The organism is Bacillus sp. JHAA, from assembly GCF_036961585.1.
Taxonomy (GTDB): domain Bacteria; phylum Bacillota; class Bacilli; order Bacillales; family Bacillaceae; genus Bacillus; species Bacillus velezensis.
Genome location: NZ_JBAMDE010000005.1, coordinates 201,473 through 214,663 on the forward strand (window position 1 = coordinate 201,473; position 13,191 = coordinate 214,663).

The following is a 13,191-nucleotide window of genomic DNA, read 5'->3' on the forward strand; positions in this document are numbered from 1 at the left end:
TTACACCTCTTACTGTAAAAGGTTATCTCCGGGAGCTTTCCCCTTTACTTAGAAAAAGTCTCCCTTGCAGGAGACTTCGTTTTTTAAAACTATTACGGATACAGACGGTTCAGAAGTCTCGGGAACGGAATCGTTTCACGCACGTGAGGCGCTCCGCTGATCCAAGCCACTGTCCGCTCAAGTCCGAGGCCGAAGCCGGAGTGCGGAACAGAACCGTATTGTCTGAGTTCAGCATACCATTTGTAAGCATCTGAATCCAGACCGTGTTCTTTTAATCTTTCTTCCAATAAATCCATATCATGAACGCGTTCTGAACCGCCGATGATTTCCCCGTAGCCTTCCGGAGCGATTAAGTCGGCACATAACACGACATCGTCACGATCTTTGGCAGGCTGCATATAAAACGGTTTTAATGACGTCGGGTAATGAGTGATAAACACCGGTTTGTCATAGCTTTCTGCGATCGCTGTTTCATGCGGCGCACCGAAGTCATCTCCCCACTCAATATCGTCAAAGCCTTTTTCTTTCAGGAATTCGATCGCTTTATCGTACGTAATGCGCGGGAATGGCGCTTTGATTTGTTCAAGCTTCGATGTGTCTCTACCTAATGTGTTCAGCTCGATCTTACAATGTTCCAGCACACTTTGTACGATGTATGCAACATAATTCTCCTGAACTTCAAGGTTTTCTTGAAATTCAACAAATGCCATTTCAGGCTCAATCATCCAGAATTCGATGAGATGGCGTTTCGTTTTCGATTTTTCCGCTCTGAACGTCGGTCCGAAAGAGAATACTTTTCCGAGCGCCATTGCAGCTGCTTCCATATACAGCTGGCCGCTTTGAGACAAGAAGGCGTCTTCATCAAAATATTTCGTCGCGAACAGCTCAGTCGTGCCTTCCGGAGCGCTTCCCGTCAAAATCGGCGGATCAACTTTCACGAAGCCTTCTTTGTTGAAAAATTCATAAGTCGCACGGATGATTTCGTTGCGGATTTTCATAATTGCGTGCTGGCGTTTCGAACGGAGCCATAAATGTCTGTGATCCATTAAAAATTCCGTACCGTGCTCTTTAGGCGTAATCGGATAATCAGTCGCTTCGTGAATGACTTCAATGGATGTAACAGCAAGCTCATAGCCAAGCGGTGAACGCTCGTCCTCTTTCACAATTCCTTTTACATAAAGTGACGTTTCCTGCGTCACTGATTTTGCGATTTGGAAGATGTCTTCTTCTACTTCAGCTTTGACGACAACTCCCTGAATGAAGCCGGTACCGTCTCTCAGCTGTAAAAATGCGATTTTACCGCTTGAGCGTTTATTAGCGACCCAAGCTCCAATCGTTACTTCCTCGCCTGTGTGTTTATACACTTGGTTGATTGTTGTTTTCAAACTCTTTCCCTCCAGAACAAGAAAGACATTCAGGAATCTGCCTGAATCTCTTTTTTCATCACTTTATTATACCCGTTCTACTCTAACGGGGTCAATGCAAGTGAAAAGCGGCTTTAAAAGCCGCTTTTTCAGAATCAGCTGTGTTTTTCCGTGAAGCGGCGGATTCTTTCGACCGCTTCTTCTAAAAGATCGAGTGACGTTGCGTAAGATAAGCGGACGTTGTCCGGTGAACCGAAACCCGAGCCCGGCACGATGGCGACTTTTTCTTCTTCCAGAAGCGCCTTGACGTATTCATCGACATCTTTGAATCCACAGTTTTCTGCGGCCGCTTTGGCGTTAGGGAACAAGTAAAACGCCCCTTCAGGTTTGACACAGGTGAATCCGGGAATCTCACTGAGCTGAGCGTAAATGGTGTTCAGTCTGTGCTCAAATGCCTGTCTCATCTCTTCCAGCGGCTCAGCCGGACCGTTATAGGCCGCAATAGCGCCGTATTGAGCGATAGACGTCGGATTTGATGTGCTGTGGCTCGCAAGGCTCGTCATCGCTTTAATAATCGTCTCCGAACCCGCCGCATAGCCGATCCTCCAGCCCGTCATGCTGTGAGATTTCGACACGCCGTTAATGATGATCGTCTGCTCTTTCAATTCATCTGAAAGCTGTGCGATTGAGACGTGTTTTTTTCCTCCGTATGTAAGCTTCTCATAAATCTCGTCGGAAACGATCAGAATGCCATGCTCCAGACACACTTTTCCGAGTTCCGCAAGCTCTTCTTTCGTATACATAACACCTGTCGGGTTGCTCGGTGAATTGATAATGAGCGCTTTTGTTTTCTCGGTGATAGCCTGCTTCAGCTGCTCCGGTGAAATTTTAAACTGATTGGATTCCAGCCCTTCTGCATAGACGGGACGCCCCCCTGCCAGTTTCACCTGCTCAGGGTAGCTGACCCAGTAAGGAGTCGGTATAATCACTTCGTCCCCTTCATCAAGAATAACCTGAAATAATGTATACAGAGCGTGTTTCGCTCCGGTGCAGACAATGATTTCTGACGGCTTATATTCAATCCCCTGGTCGTTTTTGAATTTTTTTGCGATACTGTCTTTCAGCGCCGGCAGACCGCCTGAAGGCGTATATTTCGTATGGCCTTCATTCATGGAACGCACCGCGGCATCTATAATGTGCTGAGGCGTATTAAAATCCGGTTCTCCTGCTCCGAGGCCGATGACATCATGGCCTTCTGCTTTCAGCTCTTTCGCTTTTGCAGTAATTGCAAGTGTTGCAGACGGTGTTAATGCGGATACTCTTTTTGCCAATTTCAACTTGAACTCCCCCTAATACGTCTCACGGTGTGATGTTTTTGAGAATCTTGCCGCTTGTAAAGTCCACATAACTAAAGCTATACTGCCCGCTTTTGTTGATATAGGTCACTTCCCATAACGGAACATTGTTTTCTCTCGCCGGGTGAACGCCATTCAGCTTGGAAACAAGCCCTTCGTCCCGGACGATCTTGGCAGCCTTGCCGCTTGAAATGCCGTCACTGGCTTTTTTTGAGAGAATTTTTGCTTTTTTGTCGGCCGGAACCCATACATACATATCTTTTCCATGTTTATCCGTTCCGGTAACAACATAATATTTCTGTTTGCCGACAAAGGTCTCCACTTTCTCAGCATCTGTCAAATCCGTTTTTTCTTTAGCGGCTGCGGCAGCTGTTTCGTGGCCTTCTTCTTTTTGGGCCATTGCAGATTTAAAAATGCTGGCCGAAAATAAAAGAACTGCTAAAAAAATAATACCAAATACGGCTGTAAATATTAATGCTTTTTTTCTCATCTTTTTCACCTATGTGCGATAAATGGTGAAGACCGCTTCATTTTGATTTTCTTCGTCGAGCGCAAGCCCGAACATCAGATTGTCCCGTTTCAAAGTCCGGTTTAATGTATCGACGATTTTATATAAATCATCTGAATGCTCCACATTAATCGTTGACAGAATTTCAATTTTGCTTTCCATTTTTATACCCTCCATCGGTCGAACAAATTTTGTTAGTCATAACGGGATGCGCCCGCGGCATAATAAAATCACAAGGCGGCATGAACCCGCTTTTACTATAAAAACAATTCCTCATCCCACACCACGAAAGCCGCGATTATGCGGCTTTTATTCCGTTTGGCTGACATAAGCCCCGAGTTCGGCATCCGTCAGCTCCAAAAGGGATGAAGTCGGGAGCGCTTCAAGAAACAGCCGTCCGTATCCCGCCGTCTTTACACGCTGATCTAAAAGAACGATTGTTCCCTTGTCTCCCGCCGTACGGAGAAGGCGCCCGACCCCCTGTCTGAACGTTAACACGGCCTCAGGCAGGGAAATCGTCTGAAACGGATTTTTCCCCTGCTTCTTGGCAAATTCGCATTTTGCGGCATGAAGCGGATTGTCAGGCGCCCTGAAAGGAAGTCTTGCGATCATGACGGTTGACAATTCATCCCCCGGAAAATCAACGCCTTCCCAGAAATGATTTGTCCCGAGTAAAATCGCCCGGCTTGCCGTTTTAAAGGTTTTCATTAATTTACCGGGACTCCCGCCCGAAATACCTTGGGCGAGAAGCTGAATGCCTGATATCTCCATACTGAGTTTCAGTTCCTGATACACTTTTTTCAGCATATCATGAGACGTAAACAGGACAAGGATCTTCGGCTGTTTTCCCTTTGACATGATTTCTGCATACTTGGCAATATGCTCAATGACTTCCCGCTCTCCGTCATATTTAACGGATTTCATCTCTTTCGGAATGATGACGTTCATCTGATCATCGTAAGAAAAAGGAGACGGGATGCTTTTGGTGCGCGGATAAAAATCCGCAAGTCCGAGCCTTTCAATCATAAATTGAAAAGAATGCTCCACCATTAAGGTCGCTGATGTGAGCACAACGCTTTTTTTGCGGGCGAAAAACTGGTCTGCCAGCATTTCACCGGGCTCCAAAGGCTGCGCATAGATGCTGACGGCATTTTTTGCGCCCTTCGCGTCAATTTCAACCCAAACGGCTTCTTTCTCATCATTTTCAAACAGCAGCCTGCTGAACGTATCGCGATATTCTTTCAGCCCCCTGATACACTTTACATATTCGGCCGCTAAAAAAGCCGCTCCGCTTTTCATCTGATCAAGCTTTTGATGTAACAGTTTCTCTTGTACTGAAAACATGTCAAGCAGCTGATCCAGCATCGCACAAAGCCGCTCCGCTCCGTCCGTTATCATGTGAAACCCTTTATCCTGGCTTTTATGATTGAGACTATAGACGAGACGGTTCGAATCGTCTTTAGGTTTTCTTCGTTTGACAAAAGAATGCACTGAACTGAAAAATGCGTCGCTTTCCGATTGAATATGCTTCATCCACTCATCGGCGTCAAAAAAACTTTCCGCCGGCAGTTCATACGTATAAAACAGTTTTCTCATCCGCTTTAACAGTCCGTGTTCCTTTAAGGTTCCGATTCGGCTGAGCTTTGTGTGCAGTCCGATGTATGAAGCTCTCTTCCCCAGGTGCTCGCTGGCAGCGCGTTCGAAATGATGCGCTTCATCAATGATGACCGTTCCGCTAGCAGGCAGTTTTTTCGTTTCACTGCTTTGATCTGAAAACAGCAAAGCATGGTTTGTGATAATCAGATCTGCGGCCTGCGCCTTTTCTTTAGCCCGTTCATAAAACCCGGCAGCCGAGTCCTTCCCTTTTTTAAAAAAAGAATTCTCATCGTAAGCCATGCGCTCCCACAGCAATCTGCCGCCTGATGGAAGATTCAGCTCAGCGGCGTCGCCCGTTTCAGTCTCCGTCAGCCAGACGAGAAGCTGCGCTTTCGTCAAAACCGCATCATAGTTGTCATCTTCCTCATGCAGAATATGTTCAAACTTAGGCAGGCACAGATAATGTGATTTCCCTTTTAAAATAGCGGCTTTGACCGGCCAAGGAAACATACGCTCCAAAAGCGGAAGATCTTTAGACATGATCTGCTGCTGCAGAAGAGTAGAGTACGTGCTGATAATCACGGGAGTTTGCTCCGCTTTGGCAAATAAAACAGCCGGAACGAGATAACCGATCGTTTTTCCGATGCCGGGTGCCGCTTCAATCAGCGCATGCTCCCGATTGCGGAAGGCGCCTAGCACTTCATCCATCATCGAAAGCTGCCCTTTCCGCTTTTCATAGCGGGGGATGATATCGGATAAGATCTGTTCTTTTTCTTCGTTCCACTTTTCAAGGTCAATGGCCGCATTCACCGGACGGGAAACCGGAATGTGATCGGGCTCTTTAATTGAAAAAGAGGCGTATGGAATGCAGCTCTTTTCTTCCGCCGGCCTGCTTTCATGTATAAAAGAATCCAAAAGCAGCGTCAAATCGCTGATAAAATGCTGTGAAAGCCTTCTAAGCTGCTTTAATGTCGGTAAAGGCAAATGTTTCAGTTTATGTAAAATGTCTAAAAAGACCAGTCCCGTAACCTCCGCATCGCTGTCTGCGCGGTGAGGTCGGTCATGAACAATATTCAGCTCCGCGCACAACTCACCGAGCTTATATCCTTCAAACCCCGGGAAAACAATACGTGAAAGCTCAACCGTATCAAGCACTTCACAATCCGGCAGCTCATAGCCCGCTTCGCTCAGTTCATGCCGGACAAATCCGAGGTCGAAATGAATATTGTGGGCAACAAAATACGCGCCGTCAAGCAGATGAAAAATCTCCTCCGCGACCGCTTCAAACGGCAGTTCATTTTCAACCATTCCGGACGAAATTCCGGTCAGCTGTTCAATAAACGGCGGGATGGCCTGATTCGGATTGATATATTTTGAAAACCGCTCAGTTATTTGTCCATTTTCAATGACAACCGCTGCGATTTGAATGATTTTATCGCCCTTTTTCGGCGAATTTCCTGTTGTTTCGACATCTATGACAACGAACCGTTGTTTGTTCATTAAAATGGACACCTCAATTCTTGCATACGAGAAAAGTGTAACACGTTTTGTTGAGAAATGGAGCGGAAAAACAGCTTTTGCCCCTAAATCTTAAAAGAAAACCCCCATGAAGGGGGCTCTTTTACAAAATCGTGTGTGCCGGCTCCTGACCCAGCATCTGCTCGATTTTATTCTGATCATCCAGAACGGCCACCTTCGGCTGATGGCTTTTTACTTCCTGATCAGACATCATTTGATAAGAAATAATAATGACTTTATCTCCTTCTTGGACGAGACGGGCGGCTGCTCCGTTTAAACAGATGACGCCGCTCCCCCGCTTACCGGGAATAATATACGTTTCAAGTCTCGCTCCGTTATTATTATTCACAATCTGAACTTTTTCATTAGCGAGCATTCCGACTGCATCTAAAAGATCTTCATCAATCGTAATGCTGCCGACATAGTTTAAATTGGCTTCCGTCACGGTAGCGCGGTGCAGTTTTCCTGCCATCATAGTGCGGTACATATTATGATCTCTCCCATTCATCAATATCAATAATGATATTATCAATCAGTCTGGCTTTAGAAAATTGGACGGCACAGGCCAGAATGACCTTGCCGTTTAATGTTTTAAGCGGAGTCAGCTCCGGATAAGCGTACAGTTCGGCATAATCAATGACGCCGCTTGTGTTTTCGATGATATCGGTGACGGTTTTTATAACGGTTTCCGGATTTCTTTCACCGTCTCTGATCCGTTCGGCACCTTGCTGCAATGCTTTATAGATCATCGGCGCTTCTTTGCGTTCCTGCTCAGTCAGATAGACGTTGCGAGAGCTTTTGGCAAGTCCGTCTTCTTCTCTGACCGTGTCCACTGCAACCAATTCGATATCCATAAAGAAATCCTCAATCAATCCGTCCACAACCGCTGCCTGCTGGGCATCTTTCAGGCCGAAGTAGGCGCGGGTCGGTTTAACGAGATTGAAAAACTTCGTCAGCACAGTGGCCACTCCGTCAAAATGGCCGACGCGGGAGGCGCCGCACAACACGTCAGTTCTCCTTTTCACTTGCACGGCAACATTTTGCTCGCCTTTGTACATATCACTTGGAGACGGCGTAAACAAAACATCTGCCCCCGCCTGTTCTGCAAGCCGGGCATCGCGCTTTAAATCTCGCGGATATGCTTCGTAATCCTCGCCCGGTCCGAATTGAGTCGGATTGACAAAGATGCTCATCACGACAATATCGTTTTCTTTGCTTGCTTTTTCAACCAGCGTCAGATGTCCTTCATGAAGAAAACCCATTGTCGGGACGAATCCGATCGTCCGGCCTTCTGAGCGGTATTGTGCAATCAATTCTTTCAGCTGTTGAGTTTCTGTCAGTTGTTTCATCGCTTACTTTCCTCCGTACAAGCCTTGCAGCACAGTTTGGTTTATCTGAAAGGAATGCTTTTCTTCCGGGAAAACCCGTTCTTTCACATCACGGACATAACAGCTGAGGGCCGACTCAATCGTGCCGTCGATTTTGGCGTATTGCTTCACGAACTTCGGTGTTCTGTCCACGCCGTGGCCGACGACGTCATGATAGACAAGGACTTGGCCGTCCGCTTTTGAACCGGCTCCGATTCCGATGACGGGAATGGATACTTCTTCTTTTATTTTAGCAGTCAGTTCAGCAGGCACGCATTCAAGCACGAGCATCATCGCTCCCGCCTGCTCGCATTTGATGCTGTCTTCAATGAGCTTTTTCGCGCTTTGCTCATCTTTTCCCTGTACTTTATATCCGCCTAATACGCCGACAGACTGCGGTGTGAGGCCTAAATGGCTGACGACGGGAATTCCGCCGAGAGTCAGCGCGCGGATGGATTCGAAAACGCCGTCTCCGCCTTCCAGCTTTAACGCGTCCGCGCCGCTTTCCTGAATAATGGCCGCGGCGTTTTTCAATGTATCCTCTTTTGAAAGGTGGTAAGACATAAACGGCATGTCAGTTACGATAAACGTATTTTTCGCACCGCGTTTTACCGCTTTTGTATGGTGAATCATGTCACTGACCGTTACGCCGACTGTTGAATCGAGTCCGAGCACGACCATTCCGAGCGAATCCCCGACTAAAATCATGTCGACTCCCGCCTGTTCCGCAAGCTTTGCCTGCGGATAATCGTAAGCGGTCAGCATCACGATCGGCTCTCCGTTTTCCTTCATTTTCATAAAATCCAGTTTTGTTTTCATTCTGTTTCTCCTCCTCTAAACGGTGAGGAGATGAGCCGCCAATTCTTCGCAAGCAAAAAAGCCTTCTGTAAAATAAGAAGGATTCCCACTTGTTTAACGTTCGGCGAATGTCATCCCTCTGTCCCAGTCCTTTTTTGGATCAAGGCAGACTTTTCGTAATCTCTGTTCTGCTGATCGGGTGCAGTTCATTATGATACTGCCCATAGGAAGTATACCAAATTCACGAGGCTTGTACCAACTAAGATTAATTGAGCTCAATATCGGCAGAATAGATCTTCTTTATACCATCTCTCGTTTCCAAGAGAAGAACTCCCTCATCATCAATGCCGAGCGATTTCCCGTAAAACGTCCCTTGCAGCGTTCTCGCTCTGAGCTCGTTCCCCAGTCCGACCGCATAGCTTTCCCATAGCAGCTTGATCGGTGTAAAGCCGTGGTTCAAGTAATCCTGATAGCGTTTTTCAAAAGTCAGCAGAATCTCTTGTATCAGACCCGCTCTGTCAATTTTTTCGCCGGCTTCCATGCTCAGGCTCGTCGCAATGTCCTGAAGCTCGCCGGGAAAATCGGTTTCCTGCTGGTTCACGTTGATCCCGATCCCGAGAATAACCGAACGGACACGGTCTTCTTCTGCCTGCAGCTCAGTTAAAATCCCGACGGCTTTTTTGCCGTGAATCATTAAATCATTCGGCCATTTAATGGCGGGCTGTACACCTGTAAAAGCCTCGATGGCCTGTACGATCGCAACGGCAGATAACAGGGTGAGCTGCGGCGTTTTTTGCAAAGGAACGTCGGGTCTCAGAATGAGGCTCATCCAAATCCCGTTTCCCTCCTGTGAATGCCATACTCTGGCCATTCTTCCTCTGCCTGCCGTTTGTTTATCGGCGACTACGAGCGTCCCTTCCGGCGCGCCGTCATTGGCAAGTTCATGAGCGGTTTTTTGGGTGGACGGCAGGACGTCCCGGTAATGAAGCTGTTTGCCCAAAACCTCTGTTTTCAGCCCGAAACGGATTTCGGATTCACTGAGTTTCCCCGGTTTTTTAATGAGCCTGTACCCTTTTCGTCTGACCGCCTCAACCTCATAGCCCTCTTTGCGGAGTTCCTCTATATGTTTCCAAACGGCGGTTCTCGAGCAGCCGAGCGCGTCACTTATTTTCTGCCCGGAGATAAAGCCGTCACCCGCCTCAGAAAACAAATCAATTAATCGGGTTCTTAATGTTGATCCCATGATGCGAGCCACTCCTTTATGTCATGTTTTCGGTTAGGGAGCTTCCCTGCCAATACCGCTTCTTCGATCCGGCGAAGTTCTTCGGCCACCCATTTACCCGCGCGGCGGTTTCTGAGCTCCATCAGATCAGCACCTGAAATGTCGAGGTCTCGAAGGCTTTTGATCGGCAGCTGCTCATACAGGCTCTGAACCTCTTTCAGCTTTTGTTCATCAATCGTCTTATGCTTTTTCAGCATCCCGATTTTAACGGCTGAAAACAGCGCCTCTCCCGCCCGGTACATCGCTTCCGCTTCCAGCTGCGCCGGATAAACGCTTATGATCTGCACCGCTTTTTTTATGACTTTTCCCGGCAGTTTCCATTGTTTTAAAAACGCCTCGGCGCTTTTCGGACAAAGACCGAGAAACAATAACAGCGCTGCCCAGCGTTCTTCGCGTGCATCTAAAGAAGAAAACGGAAATCCGCTTGCTTCCAGCATTTGCTGCTCATAACCGGAAAGGCCGGGCAGCTCTTGTATCAGACCTGTCTGCACCATCGTTTGAATTGCTTCCTGTGAGAAAGCGCCCTGCAGCAGCTTTTCAAACTCGACGGTCTTTCGTTCTACTGATACATGTGCCAAAAGCTCCCTGTCTTTTATGACGGCCTCTCTTGTTTCTTTTTCTAACAGAAAGCCGAGCTGACTCATAAAGCGGACGGCTCTCATCATCCGCAGAGCGTCTTCCCGAAAACGGTCTTCAGGATTACCCACCGTACGGATCAGCTTTTGTCCGATATCATGTGCGCCTCCGAAATAATCAAGCAGCTCTCCTTCGGCAGACATCGCCATCGCGTTAATCGTTAAGTCTCTCCGCTTTAAGTCTTCTGATAAAGAAGTAATGAACCGCACAGCTTCAGGGCGCCGGTAGTCCTTATATTCTGATTCGGCACGAAAAGTGGTGACTTCATAGGTTTCATCTTCCCACAGGACGATGACGGTGCCGTGCTCTTTTCCTACATCGACAGTCCGCTTAAAGAGACGCTCCACCTCATTCGGCGAAGCGCTGGTTGCGATGTCCACATCACCTATTTTTCGTTTCATATAGCTGTCTCTGACGGCTCCCCCGACAAAGTACGCCTGATGGCCCGCCTTCATCAGGTGATGAAGGATGGGGAGGGCTTTGACAAATTCCTGTTCCATAAGATCACTCCGGTCCTGCCAATTCGTCATAAATCCGTTCATACTGACTGACGATTCTTTGCGAAGAAAAGGCGGTCTCCACCATTTTCAGCGCATGATCAGTCAATCGTTTGCTGAGCTGTTTATCTTCTAAAACGGCAAGCGCTTTTTCAGATGCCGCCTGAATATCGCCGACTTCCACCAGAAAACCGCTTACTTGATCTTTAATCACTTCCGGTATTCCGCCGATATTTGTTCCGATGCACGGCACGCCGCAGGCCATCGCCTCCAGAAGTACGAGTCCGAAACTTTCTTTTTCAGACAGAAGAAGCTTAAGATCGCTGATGGAATACAGCTCTTCCACCCTGTCCTGATTTCCGAGGAGCAGCACTTGATCCTGCAGACCGTATTTTTCGACTAGCTGCCAAGCGACGCACTTTTCCGGCCCGTCGCCGACAAGCAGGAGCTTCGCCTTTGTGTTGGCTGCGATATTACGGAAAACGCGGATGACATCTTTAACACGTTTTACCTTTCTGAAGTTCGAGACATGGATGACGACTTTTTCATCCGGCAAAATGCCATGTTTCTCTTTTATACTCTCTGTATTTTTCTTAAGATAAACACGTTCATCAATAAAGTTGTAGATGGTCTCAATTTTTTTATCCGGCTTGATTAAGTCATATGTTTCTCCGGCAAGCGCGGTTGATACCGCCGTCACTCTGTCGGACGCTTCGATGGCAAAACGGATTAAATCTTTTAATGACGGATCGTATCCTAAAACGGTGATGTCCGTACCGTGAAGCGTCGTCACGATGCCGATGTCACGCTTGAGCATCTGTTTGGCGAGATAAGCGCATACCGCATGCGGCAGCGCATAATGCGCGTGAATGATGTCAAGATTTTCCCTCGCGGCAACCTCGGCAATTTTACTCGCCAGCGCAAGGTCATAAGGCGGATATTTAAATACCGCGTATTGGTTGACTTCCACCTCATGAAAATGAATATTCGGATGATATGTATTTAATCTGAACGGGATGCTTGATGTGATGAAATGAACCTGGTGCCCTTTTTCCGCAAGCAGCTTGCCGAGTTCCGTCGCAATAATACCCGAGCCTCCGACACTCGGGTAGCATGTAATCCCTATTTTTAATGGTCTCATTGTCCGCCCCCAAAAACATCATCATTCAAAACGGGAAGCTGTTTTGAAAAGAAGCCTTCGGCATACCCCGTCCCGGCTTCTTTGCCATACAGTTTTTCCCGCGCTTCCACCATTTCGATATAACCGTTGGTCAGCGGTGTGTTCACTGACTGCGCCGTAGGAATAAACTGGCTTTGATAGGCGTGCAGGCTTTCTTTTTTCAGATCGATGGTTTCCGTTATGTCGATTACAAAGTCCGGACGGTGAAACCCGTTGATCATATAATAGTATACGCGCTGAGCCTTATGAGCCGGCAGTTCCTGGTGATCTCTGTATTTATGAATTCCCGCCGAGAACACCGCTTCTTCGACCAAAGCCGCCGCATTGCCGTGGTCAGGATGGCGGTCTTTCGGATAAGGCATGAAAACGGTTTTCGGCCGGCAGGCTCTGATGACACTGACAATCCGGCGGATGCCGTCCTCACTTTTCAAAAGCCCGCGGTCGGGAAGCGTAAGCTGGATTCTCTCTTTTACGCCGAGAATTCGGGCCGCCTTTGCCGCTTCTTCTTTTCTTATCCCTACCGTTCCGTTGGATGATAGTTCGGCCTCGGTCAAATCGCATATCACCGCGGTTTTTCCTTGAGCCGTAAATTTTGCGATCGTGCCGCCCATACCGATCTCGACATCATCACTATGGGCGCCGAACGCCAGAATATCAACGTGTTCAGACATTCGGCTCTCCTCCGCGCACAAGATTGCGGAAATCAAATGCCCCGCCGTCCAGCGTCCGGACGAGGATTTCCGCTGTCCCCATATTTGTGGCGAGCGGGATCGCGTATACGTCACACAGCCGGATCAGCGCCGAGACATCCGGTTCATGAGGCTGCGCAGTTAACGGATCGCGCAGAAAAATGACGAGATCCAGGGCATTTGCCGCAATCAATGCGCCGATTTGCTGATCCCCGCCGAGCGGGCCGGATTGAAAACGTTCAACAGACAATCCGGTCGCTTCCTGGATTTTCAGGCCTGTCGTACCTGTCGCGTATAACTCATGATGGCTCAGTATATCTTTATATGCGGTCGTAAACTGAACCATATCCTGCTTTTTTTTATCGTGAGCAATCAAAGCGATTTTCATTTGATGTTCTCCC

Annotated in this window: 13 protein-coding genes; all 13 read right to left on the minus strand. The window is 47.8% G+C overall.

Annotation, left to right across the window (positions count from 1 at the left end; translation table 11 throughout):
* Window positions 1–92: 92 nt before the first annotated feature.
* The gene (asnS, locus tag V7728_RS13625) at window positions 93–1,385 is read right to left on the minus strand and encodes an asparagine--tRNA ligase (protein ID WP_060562796.1); all 1,293 of its coding nucleotides are present in this window, start codon (window positions 1,383–1,385) and stop codon (window positions 93–95) included.
* Window positions 1,386–1,519: 134 nt separating this feature from the next.
* Window positions 1,520–2,701 (minus strand): pyridoxal phosphate-dependent aminotransferase, encoded by a 1,182-nt coding sequence (locus V7728_RS13630; protein WP_007612190.1) that lies wholly within the window; start codon window positions 2,699–2,701, stop codon window positions 1,520–1,522.
* 22 nt (window positions 2,702–2,723) lie between these two features.
* Complete coding sequence (gene tseB / locus V7728_RS13635; protein WP_007409483.1) at window positions 2,724–3,209, minus strand: cell wall elongation/penicillin-binding protein regulator TseB; 486 nt, start codon at window positions 3,207–3,209, stop codon at window positions 2,724–2,726.
* Between the two features lie 9 nt (window positions 3,210–3,218).
* Window positions 3,219–3,389 (minus strand): YpmA family protein, encoded by a 171-nt coding sequence (locus V7728_RS13640; protein ID WP_003153512.1) that lies wholly within the window; start codon window positions 3,387–3,389, stop codon window positions 3,219–3,221.
* Window positions 3,390–3,536: 147 nt separating this feature from the next.
* On the minus strand, window positions 3,537–6,323 hold the full coding sequence (dinG, locus tag V7728_RS13645; RefSeq protein WP_082998665.1) for an ATP-dependent DNA helicase DinG: 2,787 nt from the start codon (window positions 6,321–6,323) through the stop codon (window positions 3,537–3,539).
* Window positions 6,324–6,444: 121 nt separating this feature from the next.
* Window positions 6,445–6,828, minus strand: coding sequence for an aspartate 1-decarboxylase (gene panD, locus V7728_RS13650; protein ID WP_082998666.1), 384 nt, complete (start codon window positions 6,826–6,828; stop codon window positions 6,445–6,447).
* A 1-nt stretch (window position 6,829) separates the two neighbouring features.
* Entirely contained in the window at window positions 6,830–7,690 is an 861-nt protein-coding gene (gene panC, locus V7728_RS13655) for a pantoate--beta-alanine ligase (RefSeq protein WP_069007169.1), read from the minus strand.
* 3 nt (window positions 7,691–7,693) lie between these two features.
* Entirely contained in the window at window positions 7,694–8,527 is an 834-nt protein-coding gene (gene panB / locus V7728_RS13660) for a 3-methyl-2-oxobutanoate hydroxymethyltransferase (protein ID WP_082998667.1), read from the minus strand.
* 244 nt (window positions 8,528–8,771) lie between these two features.
* Window positions 8,772–9,749, minus strand: a complete 978-nt coding sequence (locus V7728_RS13665) for a biotin--[acetyl-CoA-carboxylase] ligase (RefSeq protein ID WP_082998668.1) — start codon at window positions 9,747–9,749, stop codon at window positions 8,772–8,774.
* Window positions 9,734–10,924 (minus strand): CCA tRNA nucleotidyltransferase, encoded by a 1,191-nt coding sequence (locus V7728_RS13670; RefSeq protein ID WP_059368453.1) that lies wholly within the window; start codon window positions 10,922–10,924, stop codon window positions 9,734–9,736. Before V7728_RS13670 ends, V7728_RS13665 begins: the two co-directional genes overlap by 16 nt.
* Before the next feature lie 4 nt (window positions 10,925–10,928).
* Window positions 10,929–12,062, minus strand: coding sequence for an N-acetyl-alpha-D-glucosaminyl L-malate synthase BshA (bshA, locus tag V7728_RS13675; RefSeq protein WP_085342144.1), 1,134 nt, complete (start codon window positions 12,060–12,062; stop codon window positions 10,929–10,931).
* Window positions 12,059–12,772 carry a bacillithiol biosynthesis deacetylase BshB1 gene (bshB1, locus tag V7728_RS13680; RefSeq protein ID WP_059368454.1) on the minus strand — a complete coding sequence of 238 codons (714 nt, stop codon included), beginning with the start codon at window positions 12,770–12,772 and terminating at the stop codon, window positions 12,059–12,061. Before bshB1 ends, bshA begins: the two co-directional genes overlap by 4 nt.
* Complete coding sequence (gene mgsA / locus V7728_RS13685; RefSeq protein ID WP_003153499.1) at window positions 12,765–13,178, minus strand: methylglyoxal synthase; 414 nt, start codon at window positions 13,176–13,178, stop codon at window positions 12,765–12,767. Before mgsA ends, bshB1 begins: the two co-directional genes overlap by 8 nt.
* Window positions 13,179–13,191: the final 13 nt, after the last annotated feature.

Bases quoted from the DNA above. Each gene is read 5' to 3' on its own strand.
- tseB (WP_007409483.1), bottom strand. From the start codon at position 3,209: ATGAGAAAAAAAGCATTAATATTTACAGCCGTATTTGGTATTATTTTT.
- V7728_RS13640 (WP_003153512.1), bottom strand. From the start codon at position 3,389: ATGGAAAGCAAAATTGAAATTCTGTCAACGATTAATGTGGAGCATTCA.
- dinG (WP_082998665.1), bottom strand. From the start codon at position 6,323: ATGAACAAACAACGGTTCGTTGTCATAGATGTCGAAACAACAGGAAAT.
- panD (WP_082998666.1), bottom strand. From the start codon at position 6,828: ATGTACCGCACTATGATGGCAGGAAAACTGCACCGCGCTACCGTGACG.
- panC (WP_069007169.1), bottom strand. From the start codon at position 7,690: ATGAAACAACTGACAGAAACTCAACAGCTGAAAGAATTGATTGCACAA.
- panB (WP_082998667.1), bottom strand. From the start codon at position 8,527: ATGAAAACAAAACTGGATTTTATGAAAATGAAGGAAAACGGAGAGCCG.
- V7728_RS13665 (WP_082998668.1), bottom strand. From the start codon at position 9,749: ATGGGATCAACATTAAGAACCCGATTAATTGATTTGTTTTCTGAGGCG.
- V7728_RS13670 (WP_059368453.1), bottom strand. From the start codon at position 10,924: ATGGAACAGGAATTTGTCAAAGCCCTCCCCATCCTTCATCACCTGATG.
- bshA (WP_085342144.1), bottom strand. From the start codon at position 12,062: ATGAGACCATTAAAAATAGGGATTACATGCTACCCGAGTGTCGGAGGC.
- bshB1 (WP_059368454.1), bottom strand. From the start codon at position 12,772: ATGTCTGAACACGTTGATATTCTGGCGTTCGGCGCCCATAGTGATGAT.
- mgsA (WP_003153499.1), bottom strand. From the start codon at position 13,178: ATGAAAATCGCTTTGATTGCTCACGATAAAAAAAAGCAGGATATGGTT.